The organism is Protofrankia sp. BMG5.30 (assembly GCF_001983005.1).
Lineage (GTDB): Bacteria > Actinomycetota > Actinomycetes > Frankiales > Frankiaceae > Protofrankia > Protofrankia coriariae.
Genome location: NZ_MOME01000017.1, coordinates 120,453 through 140,678 on the forward strand (window position 1 = coordinate 120,453; position 20,226 = coordinate 140,678).

At 71.2% G+C, this 20,226-nt stretch carries 14 protein-coding genes and 6 pseudogenes; 5 read left to right on the plus strand and 15 right to left on the minus strand.

The annotated features are described in order from the left end of the window. Position 1: 1 nt before the first annotated feature. From BL254_RS11510 to BL254_RS29385, 9 genes and pseudogenes are all read right to left on the minus strand, one after another. Positions 2 to 1,060, minus strand: coding sequence for an LLM class flavin-dependent oxidoreductase (locus tag BL254_RS11510; RefSeq protein WP_076843291.1), 1,059 nt, complete (start codon positions 1,058 to 1,060; stop codon positions 2 to 4). Then, the gene (locus BL254_RS11515; protein WP_083730997.1) at positions 1,057 to 3,012 is read right to left on the minus strand and encodes an FAD-dependent oxidoreductase; all 1,956 of its coding nucleotides are present in this window, start codon (positions 3,010 to 3,012) and stop codon (positions 1,057 to 1,059) included. Before BL254_RS11515 ends, BL254_RS11510 begins: the two co-directional genes overlap by 4 nt. Continuing rightward, complete coding sequence (locus BL254_RS11520) at positions 3,009 to 4,439, minus strand: NtaA/DmoA family FMN-dependent monooxygenase (protein WP_076843292.1); 1,431 nt, start codon at positions 4,437 to 4,439, stop codon at positions 3,009 to 3,011. The genes BL254_RS11515 and BL254_RS11520 overlap by 4 nt, the downstream gene beginning before the upstream one ends. A gap of 131 nt (positions 4,440 to 4,570) precedes the next feature. Then, on the minus strand, positions 4,571 to 5,416 hold the full coding sequence (locus BL254_RS11525; RefSeq protein WP_076843293.1) for an ABC transporter ATP-binding protein: 846 nt from the start codon (positions 5,414 to 5,416) through the stop codon (positions 4,571 to 4,573). After that, positions 5,406 to 6,365, minus strand: a complete 960-nt coding sequence (locus BL254_RS11530; protein WP_076843294.1) for an ABC transporter ATP-binding protein — start codon at positions 6,363 to 6,365, stop codon at positions 5,406 to 5,408. Before BL254_RS11530 ends, BL254_RS11525 begins: the two co-directional genes overlap by 11 nt. Further along, positions 6,362 to 7,264, minus strand: a complete 903-nt coding sequence (locus tag BL254_RS11535) for an ABC transporter permease (protein WP_047221781.1) — start codon at positions 7,262 to 7,264, stop codon at positions 6,362 to 6,364. Before BL254_RS11535 ends, BL254_RS11530 begins: the two co-directional genes overlap by 4 nt. A gap of 1 nt (position 7,265) precedes the next feature. Beyond that, on the minus strand, positions 7,266 to 8,300 hold the full coding sequence (locus BL254_RS11540) for an ABC transporter permease (RefSeq protein WP_076843295.1): 1,035 nt from the start codon (positions 8,298 to 8,300) through the stop codon (positions 7,266 to 7,268). A gap of 269 nt (positions 8,301 to 8,569) precedes the next feature. Continuing rightward, on the minus strand, positions 8,570 to 10,123 hold the full coding sequence (locus BL254_RS29380; protein ID WP_047221861.1) for an ABC transporter substrate-binding protein: 1,554 nt from the start codon (positions 10,121 to 10,123) through the stop codon (positions 8,570 to 8,572). 240 nt (positions 10,124 to 10,363) lie between these two features. Beyond that, positions 10,364 to 11,722 (minus strand): annotated as a pseudogene (locus BL254_RS29385) (LLM class flavin-dependent oxidoreductase); the annotation flags it as partial. 416 nt (positions 11,723 to 12,138) lie between these two features. On the opposite strand from BL254_RS29385, the gene BL254_RS11555 reads away from it, so the two are divergent. Next, positions 12,139 to 13,047 carry a LysR family transcriptional regulator gene (locus tag BL254_RS11555; protein ID WP_047221779.1) on the plus strand — a complete coding sequence of 303 codons (909 nt, stop codon included), beginning with the start codon at positions 12,139 to 12,141 and terminating at the stop codon, positions 13,045 to 13,047. 27 nt (positions 13,048 to 13,074) lie between these two features. Here BL254_RS11555 and BL254_RS11560 read toward each other — a convergent pair whose 3' ends face one another. The 3 genes from BL254_RS11560 to BL254_RS11570 form a co-directional block, all read right to left on the minus strand. Further along, on the minus strand, positions 13,075 to 15,477 hold the full coding sequence (locus BL254_RS11560; protein ID WP_047221778.1) for an excinuclease ABC subunit UvrA: 2,403 nt from the start codon (positions 15,475 to 15,477) through the stop codon (positions 13,075 to 13,077). Between the two features lie 120 nt (positions 15,478 to 15,597). Continuing rightward, complete coding sequence (locus tag BL254_RS11565; RefSeq protein WP_047221859.1) at positions 15,598 to 16,008, minus strand: VOC family protein; 411 nt, start codon at positions 16,006 to 16,008, stop codon at positions 15,598 to 15,600. A gap of 5 nt (positions 16,009 to 16,013) precedes the next feature. Then, a complete protein-coding gene (locus BL254_RS11570; RefSeq protein WP_047221777.1) occupies positions 16,014 to 16,463 on the minus strand; it encodes a helix-turn-helix transcriptional regulator in 450 nt (149 codons plus the stop codon). 250 nt (positions 16,464 to 16,713) lie between these two features. Between BL254_RS11570 and BL254_RS11580 the strand changes: the two are divergent. From BL254_RS11580 to BL254_RS29395, 4 pseudogenes are all read left to right on the plus strand, one after another. Then, a pseudogene (locus BL254_RS11580) lies at positions 16,714 to 16,965 on the plus strand (AAA family ATPase); the annotation flags it as partial. 161 nt (positions 16,966 to 17,126) lie between these two features. Next, positions 17,127 to 17,321 (plus strand): annotated as a pseudogene (locus tag BL254_RS11585) (Tn3 family transposase); the annotation flags it as partial. Then, positions 17,290 to 17,385: pseudogene (locus BL254_RS29390) on the plus strand (hypothetical protein); the annotation flags it as partial. The pseudogenes BL254_RS11585 and BL254_RS29390, both read left to right, overlap by 32 nt. Positions 17,386 to 17,490: 105 nt before the next feature. Continuing rightward, positions 17,491 to 17,610, plus strand: a pseudogene (locus BL254_RS29395) (MFS transporter); the annotation flags it as partial. On the opposite strand, the pseudogene BL254_RS28325 reads toward BL254_RS29395, so the two are convergent. From BL254_RS28325 to BL254_RS11600, 3 genes and pseudogenes are all read right to left on the minus strand, one after another. Further along, positions 17,574 to 17,696, minus strand: a pseudogene (locus BL254_RS28325) (toxic anion resistance protein); the annotation flags it as partial. The pseudogenes BL254_RS29395 and BL254_RS28325 overlap by 37 nt on opposite strands. 91 nt (positions 17,697 to 17,787) lie before the next feature. After that, the gene (locus BL254_RS11595; protein ID WP_076843298.1) at positions 17,788 to 18,825 is read right to left on the minus strand and encodes a PD40 domain-containing protein; all 1,038 of its coding nucleotides are present in this window, start codon (positions 18,823 to 18,825) and stop codon (positions 17,788 to 17,790) included. Further along, a complete protein-coding gene (locus BL254_RS11600) occupies positions 18,822 to 20,225 on the minus strand; it encodes an MFS transporter (RefSeq protein ID WP_052914268.1) in 1,404 nt (467 codons plus the stop codon). Before BL254_RS11600 ends, BL254_RS11595 begins: the two co-directional genes overlap by 4 nt. Between the last annotated feature and the right edge of the window lies 1 nt (position 20,226).

A 20,226-nucleotide genomic window follows, 5' to 3' on the forward strand; every position in this document is an offset into this window, starting at 1 on the left:
TTCAGGCTCCTGCCAGTTCGGGCTCGGCGGTGGACACGGGCTGCCAGCCCAGTGCGGGGGCGACCTCGGTGGCGATGAGCTCAAGCGCCCGGATCGCCGCGTCCTGGTCGACCACCGCCGGGTTGAACTGAGCGATCAGGTCGGTGGCGACCGGCAGCACCCGCTCCCGGCGCAACTGTTCGATCAGCTCGTCGGGATGGCCGTAGAAGGAGTGGAAGCGGCGCAGCGCCTCCTCGGTGTCGATCCCCGCTGGGAAGGCACCGCGCACGGAGAACCGCTGGGCGGCCGCGAGGACGTCCGGGCCGATCTGGGCCAGCGCGGTGYGGCGGTCGGCCGCTGGGAAGATGAACCGCGACAGCCCGATGCGCGGCGCCCGCGGCTGCTCCCAGGCGGCGAGGTAGGCGTCCGCCCAGGGCCGCTGCACCTCGTCGGTGGGCTCGTCATAGCCGTAGGTGGCCCGGTTGAGCAGCAGGTTCGAGCCCGCCGCCGCGGCGTACTCCGCGCCTGGCTGGCTGAAGACGCCCTGCCAGACCCGGTCGGTGAAATCGCGGGCGGCCGGCTGGATGGTGAACCCGGGCGCGCCGACCTCCTCGTTCGCGAGCGCCCTGCGCAGTACTGCCAGCCCTTCGCTGGTCAGCTCGCGCTTGTGGGCCACGTCCCGGCCGAACGCGGCGTACTCAAGCTCGCTGCCGCCGCTGCCGACGCCGATCTCGACCCGGCCGCCGCTGAGGGTGTCGACGACCGCCACGTCCTCGGCCAGCCGCACCGGGTCCTCCAACGGCAGGACCGTGATCGCGGTGGCGAGCCGGATGTGCCTGGTGCGGGCGGCGGCGTAGGCCAGGAACGTCCACGGTGAAGGCAGGCCACCGCCGCCCAGCGACACGTGGTGCTGGGCCACCCAGCCGACGTCGAAGCCGAGCTCGTCGGCGACGACGAACAGCTCCTGGGCGTCGCGGTAGGCCGCCGTGAAGTCGGTACGTCCCCGGTCGTCGGCACGTCCCTGGACGTGGGTGAGGAAGCCGAGCCGGAAACGCGGCCGGCCGCCGGGCCGATCGGTCATGCGCTGGCGCCTTTCAGGGTCGACTGGGCGGATGCGGATGCGGATGCGCCCGCCGGAGCCGGGACGGCACCGATGGGAGCGGCGCCGGCGGGAACGGCGGGAACGGCGGGAGCCGGGACGGCGTCCGCGGGCACCGGGCGGGCGGGGGCCGCGGGGCGGACCGCCGCGGGGACGTCCGCTCCGAGGACGAGGTCGAGGACGGCCCCGGCGCCGCCGGTGGGGAGCTCGCCGCCGCGCCAGGCCACGTGCTGGTCGGGACGGACCAGCACGTTGTCGGCGCCGTACAGCGCGCGGGCCGACGGATCGGTGAGGTGGACGACCGTGAACGGCAGCGCGCGGGCCGTCGCCTCGGCGACGAACGCCCGCTCCACGGCCCGGTCCGCGGTGCTGTCCACGGCCCGGTCCGCGGACAGCACCAGCAGCGCGAAGTTGTTGCCGATCCGGTCGTAGAACGTGTCGCCGTAGGGGTCGACGAAGCCGTCCGGCGCGCGGTGGCCCGGGCGCGGGTCGTCCTCGTAGTGGTCCGCGTGCCACGGCGGCTCCGTGTCCGACTGGCCGTCCTCGTACCAGATCACCGCGGATGCGTCGTAACGCTCGTCGAAGGTCACACCGGCCGCGGCGAACGGGTTCCGGGCGATGCGGGCGCTGATCTCGGCGCGCCGCCGCCGCGCCTGCGCGCTGGTGTCGGCGTCGTCGGGGATGCCAAGCTCGCGCAGCTCCGCCAGCAGCGCCTGCGACTGCCGGCCGCGCTCCAGCGCGTGGTCGGCGACCCGCCAGTTGTGCCGGCGGCGCTCCTGGTCGTAGGAGTCCAGCAGGGTGTCGGGTGCCTGGCCGGCGAGTACGGCGGCGAGCTTCCAGCCGAGGTTGGCGACGTCGCCGAAGCCCTCGCCCAGGTTGCCGCCCGGAGTGCGCACATGGGCGGCGTCACCGGCCAGCAGCACCCGCCCGCGGCGGAACGTCCGCGCGATCCGGGTGGCGTCGTAGAAGGTCGTCGCCGAGACCAGTTCCAGGTCCAGGTCGAAGCCGAACGCCGCCCGGGCGATGCCGAGCAGCTCGGCCTCGGGGGGCTCGTAGCCGAGTGGGTACGGCCCGGCGTACACCCGCCACTCACGGGTGCTCACCGCCGCCAGGAAGCCCGAGGCCCGCTGGTTGAAGACGATGTTGGTGCCGCTGGGCGCCGCGCCGACGACGTCCGCGATGTCGCCGGTGCGGACGATGAGCCGCAGCCGTTTCTCGGTGGYGTACTCACCCTCGCGCTCGATGCCGGCCAGCCCGCGGACCGTGCTGCTGCCGCCGTCCGCGCCGATCACGTACCGCGCCCGGACGGTCCGCCGCACGGCGCCGCCCTCGGGAGATCCTGCTTCAGGGATGCTGGCTGTGGGGGAGCCGGCCGCGAGGAGAACGGCCTCGACGTGGTCGGTGCGCTCTCGCAGCGCGTCCAGCCGCCAGCCGCCGGAGACGCTGACACCGCGTTCACCCAGATGGGTGAGGAAGACCTGCTGCAGCGCGGTCTGCGGACGGCGCAGCGCCTCCTGCGACGAGTGGCGGCCGGTGAACGGCCCGCCGCCGAGTGGCCCGGTGAAGGACGGGCGCCGGGGCTCGCCCAGCTCGTGGCCGACGAGGGAGGTGACCAGGCGGATGCCCCGGTTCCACTCCGGTGGGAAGGTCCACTCGTCCCGGATCCGCTGCAGCAGCCCCCAGCGGCGGAAGTGTTCCACCGTCCGCGAGTTGTGGCCCATCGCGCCGGCCCGGACCAGCGTCGCGGCACGGGCCCGGTCGACGACCGCGACCTCGACCCCGCGGGCGGTGAGCTCGACCGCGGCCGACAGGCCCACCGGGCCGGCGCCGACGATCAGCACGTCGACCTCGGTCGGCGGGGTGGCGGCCGGGAACCGCACGGTGTGGATGTCGCGCCCACCTGTCACCGAGTACGCCGTCACCGACGCGGTCATGCCGCACCACCCGCGACGCCGGCGGCCACGGTCCCGAGCCCGGTGCCGGCACCGGCGTCCACGGCGGTGCCGGCGTCCACGGCGGTGCCGGCCGCGGCCGCCGCGCGCTCCAGGGTGTGGCGGTTGACGGGGAACGGCAGGCCGAGGTTCTCGCGCAGGGTGCCGCCCTCGTACTCGGTGCGGAACAGGCCGCGCTTCTGCAGCAGCGGGACCACGTCGCCGATGAAGCGCTCCAGGTCGTCGTGGGTGCGGAAGCGCAGGTTCAGGCCGTCTGCCGCGCCGGTCCGGAACCAGTGCTCGATGGTGTCGGCGACGGTGTCCGGGGCGCCGGTGAACGGTGACGGCCGGTACTCGGTGAGGGTCTCGACGACCTGGCGCAGGGTCTGACCGGCCTCGCGGGCCCGCCGGACGATCTCCAGGCCGTGGGTGCGGCCGCCCTTCTCGGCCAGGTGCGCGATGTCGGGGAACGGGGCGTCGAGGTCGTGCTGGCCGAAGTCGTAGGCGCCGAAAGCGCGGCCGAGGAAGGCGAGCTTGCGGTCGAAGTCGTTGTCGGCCTCGAAGATCTCGCGGGAGACGCGGTGCGCCTCCTCGTCGGTGTCGCCGATGACGGGGCTGGCGCCGACGAAGATGACCACGTGGCCGGGTTCGCGGCCGAGCGCGGCGGCGCGTGTCTTGACGTCGTGGTAGTACTCCTGTGCCCGCGGCAGCGACTCGCCGGGGGCGTAGATGCCCTCCGCGATGTGGGCGGCCAGGTTGCGTCCCTCCTCGGAGACCCCGGCCTGGAAGATCACCGGCTGGCCCTGCGGCGACCGCGACAGGTTCAGCGGCCCGGCCACCCTGAAGTGCCCGCCGACGTGGTTGAGGGCGTGCAGTCTGGTCGGGTCGAGGAAGACGTCGCGCTCGACGTCGGCGGGGAAGGCGTCGTCCTCGTAGGAGTCCCACAGCCCGCGCACCACCCGCACCGCCTCCAGGGCACGGCCGTACCGGGTGCCGTAGTCGAGGTGCTCGTCCAGCCCGTAGTTGCGGGACGTCTGGGTGTCGAAGCTGGTGACGACGTTCCAGCCGGCGCGCCCGCCGCTGATGTGGTCCAGCGAGGCGAACCGCCGGGCGAGGTTGAACGGCGAGTTGTACGTCGAGCTGGCCGTGCCGACCAGGCCGAGGGCGCTGGTGTGGGTCGCGACCGCCGACAGCAGCGTCAGCGGCTCGAGCCGGTTGAGATAGTGCGCCGGGTAGCTGGCGTTGATGAACTGGCTGTCGACGATGAAGAACGCGTCGAACAGCGCCCGCTCGGCGGTCTGCGCCTGCTGGATGTAGTAGTTGATGTCGACACTGGCGTTCTTCGGGACACGCTGGTCCTTCCACAGGCCGTGCTGGCCGGGGCCACCGACGCCGTAGGCGCTCAGAGCAAGGTGGAGCTTGCGGGTCATGTCGTTTCCTCTTCTCCTCTTCGGCGAAAGTCGGCCGGGACCGGTGGGACCGGGGCGGCCGGCGGATCGACGGAGATCAGGCCGGCAGGCGGAGACCGGCGGGGAGCAGGAGCGCGGCGGAACTCGTGGGGTCAGGCGTGCAGCAGGGCGCGCAGCGCCTCGCGTTCGGCGCGGGTGGCGGCGGAGCGCAGCGTGGGCGCCGAGCCGACGAGCAGGCGGGTGTAAGGGTGCCGCGGGGTGTTGATGATCGCGCGGGCGTCGCCCACCTCGACAAGCTCGCCCTGGTAGAGCACTGCGATCCGGTCGGCGACGCCGGCGACGGACCCGAGGTCGTGCGAGATGAAGATCAGTGCGACGCCGGCGTCCCGCAGCTCCTTGAGGATCTCCAGGACGCCCACCCGGTTGGCGGAGTCGAGCGCGCTGACCGGCTCGTCCAGGATGATCAGGGCGGGCTCGGCGACCAGGGCCCGCGCCACGGCGACGCGCTGGCGCTGGCCGCCGGAGAGCTCCCCGGGCAGCAGGGCGAACAGCTCCTCGTCCAGGCGGACCCGGGCGAGGTAGGCGCGGCCGCGGGCGATCGCCTCCTGGCGGGGCACGCCCTGGATCAGCAACGGCTCGATCAGCGACTCCCCGACGCTGAGGTCCGGGTCGAGGCTGCGCAGCGGGTCCTGGAACACGTACTGGACGACGCCGCGTCGGCGCAGCGCCCGCCACTGCTGGTGGGAGTATCCGGAGACCTCCTCGCCGGCGATGCGGATCCGGCCGCCGGAGGAGCGCACCAGGCCCAGCACCGCTCGGGCGAAGGTCGATTTGCCCGAGCCTGTCTCTCCGATCACACCGACGGTCTCACCGCTGTGCACCGTCAGAGAGGCGCCGTGCAGCGCCCGGCGTCGCCTGCGCCCCCGTCCGTAGTGCACCTCGAGGCCGGCGACGTCGAGAACCGGCCGGTCGTCGTCGGTCGGCACGTCAGTGGACACCGTCGAGCACCTTCCGCTCGTCGGGGCCGGTCGGGCTGTCCAGGTACCGTTCCAGGCCGTACTGCTCGTGCTCGGCGATCAGCAGCCTGGTGTACTCGTGCCGCGGGCGGTAGAGCACGTCCGCGGTCGCCCCGTGCTCGACGACGTCGCCCTGGCGCATCACCAGGWCCTCGTCGCACACCTGCGCGACGACGGCCAGGTCGTGCGAGACGACCACGAGCGCGAGCCCGGTCCGCTCCTGCAGGTCGGCCAGCAGGTCGAGGATCTCGGCCTGCACGGTGACGTCGAGCGCGGTGGTCACCTCGTCGGCGATGAGCACCTGTGGGCCGGCGGCGATCGCCGCGGCGATCAGGATCCGCTGGAGCATCCCGCCGGACAGTTCGAAGGCGTACTGGTCGTAGACCAGTTCGGGGTTGCGCAGGTGCACCGCGGCCAGCAGTTCGAAGGTGCGGTGCCGTGCCGCCCGCCGGCCCAGGCCCAGCTTGACCCGGATGACCTCGGCGATCTGCGTCCCGACCTTGACGGACGGGTTGAGGTAGGACGCGGGGTCCTGGAACACCGCGCTGATCGTCGACCCGCGCAGGCCGGTCCACTCCCGGGTGGTCAGGCCGGCGATATCCCGGCCGACGATCTCGATCGACCCGTCGGACACGGTGAGGTGCTCGGGCAGGATGCCGAGGAGCGCCCGGCAGGTCAGCGTCTTGCCGCTGCCGGACTCGCCGACGATGCCGAGCGCCCTGCCGGGCCGCAGCTCGAACGAGACGCCGTGCACGATCTCCCGGTCGTTGACCCCGTCCCGGATCCGTATGTCCCGGGCCACCAGCACGGCGGCGTCCGCCGCGGCCGTCTCCGCCGCGGGTGTCGCGGGGGCGTCCGCGGCGGGGGCCGTGCCGTCGGGGAGAGCCGTGCTGTTGGGAAGGGCCGTGCTGTTGGGAAGGGCCGTGCTCATCGGGCAGCACCTCCGACGGAGAGCGGTTCGGGGTTGTCGACAGTGCCGGCGCGGTGGGCGCGTGCCCTGCGGCTGTTCAGCAGCGCCCGTCCGGCCTCGCCGGAGACGTCGCGGATCGCGTCGGCCAGCAGGTTGCTGCCCCAGACCGTCGCCATGATCATGACGGCGGGCGCGATCGGGGCCCACGGCTGGTACGCCAGGTAGCCCAGGGCGGAGGCGAGCAGCCCACCCCAGGTCGGTGCCGGTGGCTGCACGCCGATGCCGAGGAAGGTCAGGCTGGAGACGACGACGAAGCCGGTGCCGATGGTATAAGCCAGCGCCACCGTGATCGGTGGCAGCACCTTCCCCCACACGTGCCGGCGCACGACCAGGCCGACCGACGCCCCGGCGATCAGCGCCGCCTCGACGTACTGGGACCGGGCGACCGCCAGCGTCGCCGCCCGCGACACCCGGTAGAACAGCGGCGAGACGAGCACGCCGACGACGAACATCGCCTGCGGGATTCCGTTGCCGAGCAGCGCGGTAACGGCCACGGCGTACACCAGGAACGGCAGCGCGACGAGGGTGTCGGTGATCCGCAGCGTGCACCACTCGAACAGACGGCCCAGGTACACCGACAGGATGCCGGGGATCACTCCCACCACCAGCGCGATCAGCACGACCTGCAGGGCGCCGAGCACACTGGTGCGGGACCCGTCGAGCAGCCGGCTGAACACGTCCCGGCCCAGGTAGTCGGTGCCGAGCCAGTGCGACCAGGACGGGCCGGCGAGCGTCTGTGGGCTCGTCTCGAGCGGGTCGTGCGGGGCCAGCACCGGGCCGAGGGCCGCCAGCAGGATGATCACGGACAGGACGCCGACGGCGATGCGGCCCGCGTTCAGGCCAAGGATGCGACGGACCATGTCACAGCCCCCRCTGCGAGGCCGGGGTGACCCGGGCCAGGATGATGTTGACGATCAGGTTGAAGGTGACGACCAGGACGATCGAGATGACCAGCACGCCCTGGACGGCCGGCACGTCACCGGCCTGGGCCGCGTCGTTGGCGAACCGCCCGAACCCCTGCAGCCCGAAGATCCACTCGGTGACGACCGAGCTGCCGATGAGCATGGGGAACTTCAGGCCGAGCACCGCGAGGGCCGGCCCGGTACCGTTGCGCAGCACGTGCCGGAAGAAGATCCGCCGCGGGCTCAGCCCCCGCACCACCGCGCCGATCACGTAGTTCTCCTGGTAGGCGGCGATGAGGCCGGCCCGCAGCTGCCGGGCGACGTCCGCGACCGTGTCGAAGCTCAGAGCCAGCGCGGGCAGCAGGACGTGGGAGAGCCACGGCCAGGCGCCCGCGCTTGCCGGGACGTACCCGGCGGAGGGGAACCAGCCCAGCCCGACGGCGAAGATTGAGACCAGGACGATGCCGACCACGAACGGCGGCGTCACCGAGATGATCGTGGTGAAGCCGGTGATCGCCCGGTCGATCCAGGTGGTGCGGCGCAGCGCGGCCAGCGCACCCAGCGCGAAGCCGCCGACGATGCCAATGATCAAAGCTGCTGTCGCCACCGACAGGCTGATGGACAGGCCGTTGCCGATCAACGTGGCGATGTCGGCGCCGTTGGCCCAGCTGGCGCCGAGATCACCATGCAGGATGTTCTCGAACCACGTCCAGTACTGGGCGAGGAAGGGGCGGTCGAGACCCCACTCCTGCTCGATCCGGGCGACGGCCTCCGGGGTGGCGCTCTCCCCGAGCTGGATCTGCGCCGGGCTGAGCCCGCTGATCGCTCTCAGCGCGAAGGTCGCGAAGGTCGCCACCAGGAAGACGGGAACGAAGATCAAAACCGAGCGGGCGAGGGTGACCAGGCCGCGGCCGGCCGCCCGTCGCGCCCTGGCCACGGCGACCTGTCCACGCCGGTCAGACACGACCGCGTAGCCAGCCGTGCTCACCGCCATGGGGTTGCCTCCTCTCTTCGGGTCGGAATTCTCGTCGGGCTGGGCTGTTCTTCAGCCGGGATATCATTCGGGATATCAACTGGGATATCAGCCGGGATATGTCCGGGCCGGAATCTCTCCGGCCCGGAACGGATGTCGTCGGGCTGGGACGCCTGTATCTGGATTACCGGGATCCGGATTACGGAATACGGAATACCGGGATCTGGATTGCGGGGCATGGCGGCCGGCGGGGTCAGGGCGTGTCTGGCCGAAATCCGCCGGGCATGCCTCTAGTCACCGACGGTGACGCCGGTCCAGTCGATGTGGCCGGGGTTGCGGGGCAGGTCGGAGATCGCCTTGTTCTTGGCGAACAGGTTCGGCGAGGAGTGGGTGAAGATCAGCGCCTGGCTCTGCAGCCCCGCGCGGGTGGCCTCCTGGAGGACCTGCGGATACTCCGGTGCGTCCAGCGGCGTCCCGCGGACCTTCGCGATCGCCTCCTCGAACCCCGCCGGCTCGTATGGGGAACTGAGGTTCAGCGGCCCGCTCGGCCCGAAGTGGGCGGTGAGGGTCTGGGCCGCGGAGTCACGGCCGGTCGTGCCGTACAGCGAGAACGTCAGGTCCTTGGCGAAGAACGGCGTCGCCCAGTTCTTGTCAATCTTGATGTTGACGGTGATCCCGATCGCCGCGAGCTGCGACTGCACGATCTCCGCCTGCGGGTTCTCCGAGGAGATGACCAGGTCCAGCTTGATCTGGCCGGGCTGGTAGCCGGCCTCGGTGAGGAGCTGCCTGGACTTCTCGGGGTTGTAGGGGTACAGGTTCTTCGACTTCGGGTCGTAGGCGACGTAGCCCCCCGGGAACGGCTGGTCGGTCGCCTGGCCGTAGCCGAAGGTGAGCTTGTCGACGTACTCCTGGCGGTTGATCGCATACCGGACGGCGTCGACGACCTTCGGGTTGTTGAACGGCGCCTTGTTGATGTTCAGACTGATGTTCGAGGCGTTGAAGCCGGGCTGCACGAAGACGTCGAGGCCGGCGGCCGTGGCGGCCTTGGCCTGGTTCGGCGCCACATCGGCGAAGTTGTAGACACCCGTCTGCAGGCCGGAGACCACGGTGGCCGAGTCCGGAGCCGAGACGAGCTCGACCCGGTCGATGTGGATGTTCGTCGCGTCCCAGTAGCTCGGATTCTTCTTCAGGACGGCCTTCGTGCCGGGAATCAACTGATCGATGACGAACGGCCCGGCGCCGACCGGGTTCTGGTCGAGCTTCGCCGGGTCGGCCGCGGCCTGCGGACTGGCGATCTGCAGCACGCGCTCGCCGAGCAGGAGCGGGATCTGGTGGTCGACCTGCGTGAGGTGGACGACGGCGTCGAGGTCACCACTGGTGGTGACCGACCTGATCGAGGTGAGGTCGCCGAACAGGGCCGAGTTCTTCTGCGTCCTGGCCCGCTCGATCGCGTTCTTGACGGCCTCGGCGTTGACCGGGGTGCCGTCGCTGAACGTCAGGTTCGGCCGCAGGTGGAAGGTGACCTCGTCACCGGCATCGTTGTAGGTCCAGCTCTGAGCCAGGTCCGGGACCGCGTTGCCCTTGTCGTCCGTCCTGGTCAGGGACGCGTAGACCAGGGCGAGCTCGCGGAACTGGGCACCGCTGCCGGAGACCACCGGGTCCCAGTGGCTCGGGAAGTAGGAGGAGGCCCACTTCAGGGTGGCCGAGCCGCCGCTGCCCGCGGTGGAGCCGGTGCCCTGGCTGCCGCAGGCACTGAGCAGCAGGGCCGCAAGCGCCAGCAGGGCCCCGAGGACCGACCCACGCCTGAAGCGGCGGGCGGACGACAGGTGTCGCTCGGAGATCATAATCTTCTTTCTCTGGTCGGGCTCCGGTGAGAGCGGATCGTGGGCCGGGCGGGCGGTGCCTGACGGGGCGGTGCCGCGCGGGATGTCGTGTGCGGCGCAGGCCGCGACCTGCGGAGACGGGCTCAGGAGACGAGGAGCGACGCCGCACCCGCGGGGTCGGAGGCAGCCGGCGGGGGCGGGCGCGGAGCCGGTGTCGGCGGCTGGGGTGTCGGGGGTGTCGGCGGTGTCGGCGGTGTCGGCGGCCGCGGTGGTGGCGGCAGGCTGTTGCCGCTGGCGGCGGGCCGCGGTGTACCGGTTCTCCGGGGCGGGCAGGCCGAGGTTGCCACGCAGCGTCGTCGACTCGTACTCGCTGCGGACGACGCCGCGTTCGCGCAGGATCGGCAGCACCTTCTCGATGAACAGAGCGAACTCGCTGGGCACCGTCACGGCGATGTTGATGCCGTCGAAGCCGCCGCCGTCGAACCAGCGCTCGATCTCGTCCGCGACGGTGCGCGGCGAACCGACGAAGGGCGAGCGCTGCTCCTGGAGCTGGTGTTCGACCACCTGACGCAGCGTGAGGTTTCTTTCCTGGGCCAGCTTCTTGATCTTCTCCGCATGGGTCCGGAAGCTGCGCGCGCCGACGTCGCCGACCTCGGGGAACGGCGCGTCCAGGTCGTACCGGGAGAAGTCGTGCCAGCCGAAGGGGCGGCCGAGTTCGGCCAGCGCCCGCTCGAAGCTCTTCGCGCCGAGGATCGCATCCTCCTTGGCGTGGGCCTCCTCGTCGGTGTCGGCGACGATCGGGAAGATCCCCGGGACGACGAGCAGGTGCTCGGGGTTGCGCCCCCTGGTCGCCACCCGCGCCCGCAGCTCGCTGCGGAACGCCCGCGCCTGCTCGAGCGTCCGAGCATGGGTGAAGATCGCGTCGGCGATGCTCGCGCCCAGGTCACGGCCTTCCTCGGAGTCGCCTGCCTGGAAGATGACCGGCTGGCCCTGGGGGGTGCGCTCCAGGTTGAGCGGCCCGACCACCGAGAAGTACTCGCCCCTGTGCCGCAGCGCGTGCTGGCGGCTGCGGTCGAAGAACACGCCGCGTTCCCGGTCGCGCGGGAAGGCGTCGGCCTCGTAGGAGTCCCACAGCCCCTGGGCGACCTGGACGTGTTCGAGCGCCCGCCCGTACCGGGTCGCATAGTCGTAGTGCTCGTCGCGGCTGTAGTTGCCCGCCGTCCCGGCGTCACCGCTGGTGACGACGTTCCAGCCGGCCCGGCCGCCGCTGATGTGGTCGAGCGAGGCCAGCCGGCGGGCGACGTTGAACGGCTCGTTGTAGGAGGTGGTGATCGTACCCACCAGGCCGATGTGGCTGGTGTGCACGGCGATCGCGGACAGCAGCGTCAGTGGCTCGAGCCGGCTGAGATAGTGGTTCGGCGAGTCCGGGGTGATGAACTGGCTGTCCACGATGAAGACGTGATCGAACTTCGCGGCCTCCGCCTGCCGTGCCCGGGCGATGTACCAGCGGACGTCCACACTGGCGTTGCCCGGGATCTCAGGGCTGAGCCAGGTGTTGTGCTGCCCAGGGCCGCCGACTCCGAGGAGGACGGCGCCCAGTTTGAGCGTGCGAGCGGACATTCGGTGGGACCTTCCTGGTGGTTGGGCCGCGCCGGGACAGCCGGATCCGCCGGACCGACGCCGGTTCCGGCACGACAGGCGCGCGGATGAAGCGGGTACCGATGAAGCGGGGGAGAGAGGGCCTTGYGCCGCCCGGTGGGCGGCGGCCGCACGGCGGCCGGTCAGGTCAGTGACAGCGCGTGCCGATGAGAACGGCGACGCGGGGGACAGCGATGCAGGTCAACAGTGACTGCGCGCAAGGTCCAACCAGCGACAACACGTGAGCAGCACGGTGGCCGACTGGGTCATGCCGATGAGCATGCGATGTGGGTGACCAGATGTCCAACAATGCTTCGCGATGGCGATCTATCGCATCTCGCGATGGATTTTTCACCAGTTTGATGAACATGATAGTTTTGCCGAGTAGCCTGACTGGCATGAGACAGACGCTGGACATCGCTCCGCTGCGCAGCTTCGTAGCTGTCGCGGATTGTGGCGGTTTCCAGCGGGCTGCGTCGTCTCTGCATCTCAGCCAGGCCGCGGTGAGTCAGCATGTGCGCCGCCTCGAATCCGCGACAGGACAGGTTCTGATCGAGCGCCAAGGGCGCGGTTCTCGCCTCACCCGTGACGGTGAGTACCTGCTCACCCAGGCGCGGCGGATCCTGAGCCTGCACGACGAGACCCTGCACCGCTTCGGCCTGGAAACCGAGGAGACGGTGGTCATCGGATCGACCGAGCACGGCGCGGCCCAACTGCTGCCGTTCCTCGCCGCGGTGCTGGAGCAGTCGCTGCCCCACTACCGGGTCCGCTTCCGCATCGACCGCGGCACCAAGCTGCGCGAAGGGCTCGAGGCCGGCCGGGTCGACCTGGCGCTGTTACTCGACCTGGCCGACGACCCGCGCGCATGGCCGGTCGGCGAGCTGGAGCTGATCTGGTACTCCGCCCCCACCTGGCGGCGGCCGGCGCAGGCGCAGCCGATACCGGTAGTGGCCTTCGACCAGCCCTGCGCGCTGCGTACCCGGGCGCTGGAAACCCTGGCGTTCCACGCGATCCCCGCGGTGATCAGTGCGGAGGCCATTCAGCTCGCCGGCGTGCAGGCGGCGGTCGGGGCTGGCCTCGGGGTCGCCCTGATGGCCACTCTGGGCCAGACCCCCGAAGGGCTCGTCGCCCGCGACGACCTGCCCAGGCCGGCGCCGCTGCCGCTGGCCGTCTGGTCCCGGCACGGTCTGCCCGCGAAGGTCTCGCAACGCGTCGCGGCGGCGTTGCGCCGGCTGCTCGCGCAGCCGGCGGCAGAGCTGGCCGTCGCACCGACCATCGCGCATCTCGAACTTGCCAAGGGAGCCTGACACCGCGATCCGCGGGAGTTTTTCCGGTCAGGCGCCGACGTAGGCGGCGAGATGCTCGCCGGTGAGGGTGCGGCGGGCGGCGACGAGGTCGGCGGGGGTGCCCTCGAAGACGATCCGGCCGCCGTCGTGGCCGGCGCCGGGGCCAAGGTCGATGATCCAGTCGGCGTGCGCCATGACCGCCTGGTGATGCTCGACGACGATGACCGACTTGCCGGCGTCGACGAGCCGGTCGAGCAGGCCGAGCAGCTGCTCGACGTCGGCGAGGTGCAGACCCGAGGTCGGCTCGTCGAGGACGTAGATGCCACCCTTCTCAGCCATGCGGGTGGCCAGCTTCAGGCGCTGCCGCTCGCCGCCGGACAGGGTGGTGAGCGGCTGGCCGAGGCTGAGGTAGCCGAGCCCGACGTCGGCGAGCCGGCCGAGGATGGTGTGCGCGGCCGGCGTGCGCGCCTCGCCGGCGCCGAAGAACTCCGCGGCCTCGGTCACCGACATCGCGAGCACCTCGCTGATGTCGCGGCCGCCGAGGTGGTGTTCCAGCACCGACGCTTCGAACCGTTTCCCCTCGCACTCCTCGCAGGTGGTGGCGACGCCGGCCATCATCGCCAGGTCGGTGTAGATGACCCCGGCGCCGTTGCAGGTGGGGCAGGCGCCTTCGGAGTTGGCGCTGAACAGCGCCGGCTTCACGCCGTTGGCCTTCGCGAACGCCCTGCGGATCGGGTCGAGCAGCCCGGTGTACGTCGCCGGGTTGCTCCGTCGCGAGCCGCGGATCGCGCCCTGGTCGATCGACACCACACCCGCGCCGGCTGGCGCCGTCAGGCGGGGCAGCGAGCCGTGCACGAGCGAGCTCTTGCCGGAGCCGGCAACACCGGTGACGACGACAAGCACCCCGAGCGGGATGTCGACGTCGACGTCGCGCAGGTTGTGCGTCCTCGCGCCGCGGATCGCGAGCCGGCCGGTGGGCGTCCGCACCGTCTCCCTGAGGGTGGCCCGGTCGTCGAGATGGCGGCCGGTGAGGGTGCCGCTGGCCCGCAGTCCCTCGACGGTGCCCTCGAAGCAGACGGCGCCGCCCGCCGTACCGGCGCCGGGGCCGAGGTCGACGACGTGGTCGGCGATCGCGATCGTCTCCGGCTTGTGCTCCACGACGAGCACTGTGTTGCCCTTGTCCCGCAGCCGCAGCAGCAGGTCGTTCATCCGCTGGATGTCATGGGGGTGCAGGCCGGTGGTGGGCTCGTCGAAGACGTAGGTGACGTCGGTGAGCGAGGAGCCGAGGTGACGGATCATCTTGACGCGCTGCGCCTCGCCGCCCGACAGCGTGCCCGACGGCCGGTCGAGCGAGAGGTAGCCCAGCCCGATCTCCACGAACGAGTCGAGGATCCGTCGCAGCGCCGCGAGCAGCGGCGCCACCGACGGCTCGCCGAGGCCGCGGACCCATCCGGCCAGGTCGCTGATCTGCATCGCGCACGCGTCGGCGATGTTGATCCCGCCGATCCGCGACGACCGGGCCGCCTCGCCCAGCCGGGTACCGTCGCACTCGGGGCAGGTGGTGAACGTCGTCGCCCGCTCCACGAAGGCGCGAACGTGCGGCTGCAGCGCGTCGACGTCCTTGGACAGGAACGATTTCTGGATCTTCGGGATCAGGCCCTCGTACGTCAGGTTGACACCGTCGACCCTGATCTTGGTCGGCTCCTTGTGGAGGAGGTCGTGGAGCTCCTTCCTGGTGTACCCGCGGATCGGCTTGTCCGGGTCGAGGAAGCCGCAGCCGCCGAAGATGCGGCCGTACCAGCCGTCGACGCTGTAGCCGGGGATCGTGAGCGCACCCTCGTTGAGCGACTTGCTGTCGTCGTACAGCGCGGACAGGTCGAAGTCGGTGACCGTTCCCCGGCCCTCGCAGCGCGGACACATGCCGCCGGCGCGGGTGAAGGTCTGTGTCACGGTCCTACCGGCACCGCGTTCGACCGTGATCGCACCGCTCGCCCGGACCGAGGGGACGTTGAACGAGAACGCGTTGGGCGGGCCGATGTGCGGCCGTCCGAGCCGGCTGAACAGGATGCGCAGCAGCACGCCCGCGTCGGTGGCGGTGCCGACCGTGGAACGGACATCGGCACCCATCCGCTGCTGGTCGACGATGATCACGGTTGTCAGCCCCTCGAGCACGTCGACCTCGGGCCGTGCCAGCGTCGGCATGAAGCCCTGCACGAAGGCGCTGTACGTCTCGTTGATCAGCCGCTGCGACTCCGCGGCGATCGTGCCGAACACCAGTGAGCTCTTGCCCGAGCCGGAGACGCCGGTGAACACCGTCAGCCGGCGTTTCGGGATCTCGATGCTGACGTCCTTGAGGTTGTTCTCGCGCGCGCCTCGCACCCGGATCAGCTCGTGACTGTCGGCAACGTGCGGTGCGGACGTCCGCGGGCCCGTCCTTATGGCCGTGCTCATCGTGTCTCCATGTTCGGCACTCGTCATTCGGCACCTGTCATTCGGGACTCGTCGGTCGGACCTGCCATTCGGAACCCGTCGGTCGGGGAGCGCGGGTCGTGGCCACGATCGCCGGCCAGCTCAGCGCAGCTCCTGGATGCGGATCAGGTTGCCCGCGGGATCACGGACGGCGCAGTCGCGAACGCCGTACGGCTGCTCGGTCGGCTCCTGGACGACCTCGGTGTCGCCGGCCTGCAGCCGCGCGAAGGTGCCGTCGAGGTCGGCGGTGGCCAGCAGGATGCCGGCGTAGGTGCCCTTGGCCATCATCTCGACGATGGTGTGGCGCTCGTCGTCGGTGACGCCGGGGTCGGCGGCCGGCGGTGTCAGGACGATGGACGTGCCGGGCTGGTCGGCGGGGCCGACCGTGATCCAGCGCAGCCCGCCGTATCCGACGTCGTTGCGAACCTCGAAGCCGAGGGCGTCGCGGTAGAAGGCCAGGGCGGCGTCCGGGTCGTTGTGCGGGAGGAAGCTCGCGTGAATGGTGATGCCCATGGCGGTCACGCTAGGTGCGGCTCGCGGGCCGGCGCTTCTCGATTCCTGACCGGTCTGGTCACCTGTCTCGCCACACAGGACGGCATCCCCGCCGTCACGTGCGCCGCCTGGCGCCGATAGACGCTGGGCGGCACACCGACCAGCTCGGTGAAGCGACTGCTGAAGGTGCCCAGCGACGAGCAGCCCACCGCGAAACAGACCTCGGTGACGCTCAGGTCGCCACGACGCAGCAGCGCCATCGCACGCTCGATGCGTCGCGTCATGAGATAGGCGTATGGCGACTCGCCGTAGGCGCGCCGGAACTCGCGGCTGAGATGCCCGGCCGACATGTGCGCGCCGCGGGCGAGCACCTCGACGTCCAGCGGCCGCGCGTACTCCCGGTCGATCCGGTCGCGGACGCGGCGCAGCCGGGCGAGATCGCTCAGGCGCTGTGCCGCGGCGGGTCTGCTCGTCACCTGCGAAATCGTGCCACACCGCAAGAACCAGCCGGCCGAGCGCCGACCCGCGAACGCCGGCCGGCACAGRCACAGAACGAGCTCGACGGAGTCAGGCCCCCTCGATCAGAAGGTAGGACACGAGCGTGAAGCGGAAGGTCGAGGAACCCGTGTTCGCGGCAAGATGCCGGCTCACAGCGCGCTGCTGAAGGCCAGTGCTGGCGATGCCGAGGCCGGGGTACGCGGCTCGCCGTCGCTTCGCGAAGGGCTTGATCTGGGCTCGATCCTCGACACCTGGCTCGCCGCGCATACCGATGGGATCGCCCGCGTTGTCGGCGATCCCGCGTTCCGGGCGACGCCCCGCGTCCGGTCGCTGACCCCGGAGCTGTCGGAAGGCCTCGAGTTCGATCTGATCGTCCTCGTCGACCCGGAAACGTTCGGTAACGGTATCGAAGGAGCGGTCGACCGCTACGTCGCGATGACCCGAGCGACCCGGCAACTCGTCATCCTCACAAGCCCCTGACGCCGGCCAGAACAGCATGATCGCCATTTGATGATCATGAAGGGCTCAAGGATGTGAGTCTGGTGCTGTCATAACGGCCCGCTTCCCGCCCTCGGACAGAACAGGGATCAATCTTCGACAAGAGGTAACTGGGATGCCTCCCGTCGAATGTCTGGTGGATTCGCTTCCGGAGGGCGGAGATGCCCGGGACGGACGCCGGCGGGTATCACCCGCTGGAACCGCTGGCCTGCAACAAGGTCAACCTGAACAAGGTGGTCACGCACTGGCCGGACCTGCTGCGGGTGGCTGGCTCCCTGGTCACCGGACAGGTGCGGGCGTACGGCGCTGCTGCGGCCGGACGGCCACGTGGCGTGGGTCGGTGAAGATCAGCGGGATCTGCTCGGCCAGCTGCCCAGGTGGTTCGGCGCTGCCGTCGGCTGAGCGCGCGGTCGTGGCTCGCGGGGGCGGGACCATGTTCGCGGTGAACACGGCCGGCTGCGCGGCGATCGGCGTGCTGATGGTCCTGATCGCCGAGGTGGGCACCGCGCGGCCGCCGCCACCGGCCGGGGCCGCGGGTTCACCGTCCACGAGGCCATGGACCAGTTCGGCGCGCTGGCCGGGCCGCTGCCCGTCGCCGCCATGCTCTCGACCGTCTCCGCCCTGTACGTGTTGATGGCGTCCATCGTCGCGAAGATGTCGTCGAACGCCTTCTGCGGGGCTTCGACGCTGACCGTGCTGGACGACGCCTGCTGTCGACGCTCTCGGCCCTGTGCGGTATATCAGGTGGATCGTCAGCTACTCGGCCGCTCCGCGGGTCTGCTTCCCCCGCGAACGCGCGGGCGGTCAGCCGATCACGGCGGGCGCGAGCGCCGCGGTCGTCAGCCGGGTCGGGCTACCTGTGCCGTCGGCCGGGATGGTCCACAGATCCGAGCCGTAGTCACCGGCGAGAGCGTAGACGAGGGTGCTGTTGTCGAGCCAGACGGCCTGGTCGTCAACACTTCGGTGTTCGCCGAGCGGTGTCTCCCGCATGTCGCGCAGGTCGAGGACGTACTCCCGCCACGGCGCGTCCGCGGAGGCCTCCGGCACCCGTTTCTTGAACGCCAGCCGGGTGCCGTCGGGCGACAGCGACGGGCACTCGACGTTCTCGCGCAGGGTGGTCACGGTCCTGGCCCGGACGTCCCCGCGCACCAGGTAGGTCTTCCCGCGGGTGGCCAGGGTGGCGTAGAAGTGGTCGTCGTCGGCGAACGTGACGCCCCAGAAGTTGACGTCAGCGCCGCGGTACGCCTTACCATCCATGATCACCTGGTAGTCCTCCAGCGACTGCTGAAGCGTCCAGGTGCGGGTGTCGAGGATCGAGGCGCGGGTGGAGAACTGGGTACCCGCGTAGGAGTCACCGCTGACGAACACCGTCCACGCCACCATCCGGCCGCTGGGCGAGACCCGAGCCCGGGTGGGGATGCCGTCCAGCGGGAAATGCCGCTGTTCACGCAGGTCCGCGTCCAGCACCAYCGCCCGGTATCTCTCCTCGAGCGTGCCCGGCAGCCGCTGCAGGCAGATGCCGGTACCGGCGGCGGCGTAGAAGCGCAGGCAGCGGACATCCRACGCGGTGCGCGGGCCGGACGGCGCCGACGCGGCCACCGACACCAGTTCGTCCCGTTGCGGGCCCCAGAGCATGTTGCGGAAGACCAACCGTTGTTGCCGGGGCGAGCCGGCGCCGGTCCCGGCCAGCGTGACCCGGCCGGCGGCCACCGGCGGGCCGTCCTGCTGTTGGCGGTCCCTGAGCGCCCCGCGCTCGGAGGCGTACCGCACCCAGCCGACGGAGACACCGCCGAGCAGGACGACGGTCAGGAACAGTACGACCAGCCGGGCGCGGTCCGTCATGTCGTGGCTCCCCGCGATGCCGCCGTCCCCAGTGCCCGCAGGGGCCGCGCAACCGCGCCCAACGTGACGCAGACTGCCAGCGCGACCGTCGCGGAAGCCAACGCCGCGCGGTCCCCCCAGGCCGACCAGGCGGCCCCGAAGAGCAGCGAGCACGCGAACCGGGCGCTTCCCTGCGCGGTCTGCACCAGGGCCAGGCCGCTGGAGCGCAGCTGCGCGGGCACCGAGACCGCGGCGTCGGCCATCAGCACCCCGTCTGTCGCGGCGTAGAAGGCGCCGTGCAGGACGAGGACGACGGCCAACAGCGCCGCGTCGCTCACCGGCACGAGCAGCAGCCCGTACGCCACCAGCAGGCCGACGTGCCCGGCGAGAAAGACCCGCCAGCGACCGAACCGGTCGGCGGCCTGCCCGAACGGCACCGCCAGCAGCAGGAACGTCCCGGCCGTGGCGACCGGCAACAGCGGGAACCACTCCCGCGGCATGGCCAGGTCGCGCTGCAGCATCAGATAGAGGAAGGAGTCGCTGACGGTGGCCAGGCCGAGCAGCAACGCGCACAGCGCCAACCAGCGCAGATCGGGGCGACGCAGCAGGCCGAACGCCGCGCGCGCGGAGACGGTCGCCTCCTCCCGCGCGCGGGAGGCCGGCGCGTCCTCGACCGGCGCGGACGCGGCGTTCCCGGCCGCGTCGGCTCCGGCCGTCGCGTGGCCGCGACCTGGGGCGTCTGTCGTGTGGCCACGACCCGGGGCGAACAGCAGCAGGACCGCCACGCCCGTCATGGCGATACAGAAGCTCACCATGAACAGGGCGTCGAATCCGTCAACCGCGGCCCGCATCACGAAAAAGGCGATGATCGGGCCCAGCAGCGCGCCCGCGGTGTCCATCGCCCGGTGTATGCCGAACGAGCGGCCCTGGGTTTCGGCCGACGACGCCAGGGAGATCATCGCGTCGCGCGGAGCGGTCCGCAGCCCCTTGCCGGTCCGGTCGGCCGCGAGCACCACGCCGATTGACGCCACCCCGTGCGCGAGGAGCAGCGCGGGCTTGCACAGCGCGGACAGCCCGTAGCCGACCGCGGCGACAGCCTTGTGCCGTCCGCCGCGGTCGGCGAGATGGCCGCCGACAAGGCGGACCAGCGTGCTGAAGCCGTTGTAGATGCCGTCCAGCAGGCCGAAACCCAGCGGTGAGAGGCCCAGCTCCGCCACCAGGTAGAGCGGTAGGACAGCGGTGACCATCTCGGCCGAGACGTCGGTGAGGAGGCTCACCGTTCCCAGCACGAGGACCGTGCGCGGCAGCGCCCGCGCGACGGCCCGCGGTGTGACGCGAGCGGCGGGCGCCGCGGCCTGCTGGCCCGGGTCGGTACCCGGGCCAGCAGAAGTGGGGACGGTGTACGCGTCCGCGAGGTACACG

Excerpts from the sequence above, each read along its gene's own strand:
- BL254_RS11535 (WP_047221781.1), bottom strand. The coding sequence starts at position 7,264 with ATGGTCCGTCGCATCCTTGGCCTGAACGCGGGCCGCATCGCCGTCGGC.
- BL254_RS11560 (WP_047221778.1), bottom strand. The coding sequence starts at position 15,477 with ATGAGCACGGCCATAAGGACGGGCCCGCGGACGTCCGCACCGCACGTT.
- BL254_RS29380 (WP_047221861.1), bottom strand. The coding sequence starts at position 10,123 with ATGATCTCCGAGCGACACCTGTCGTCCGCCCGCCGCTTCAGGCGTGGG.
- BL254_RS11565 (WP_047221859.1), bottom strand. The coding sequence starts at position 16,008 with ATGGGCATCACCATTCACGCGAGCTTCCTCCCGCACAACGACCCGGAC.
- BL254_RS11520 (WP_076843292.1), bottom strand. The coding sequence starts at position 4,439 with ATGACCCGCAAGCTCCACCTTGCTCTGAGCGCCTACGGCGTCGGTGGC.
- BL254_RS11555 (WP_047221779.1), top strand. The coding sequence starts at position 12,139 with ATGAGACAGACGCTGGACATCGCTCCGCTGCGCAGCTTCGTAGCTGTC.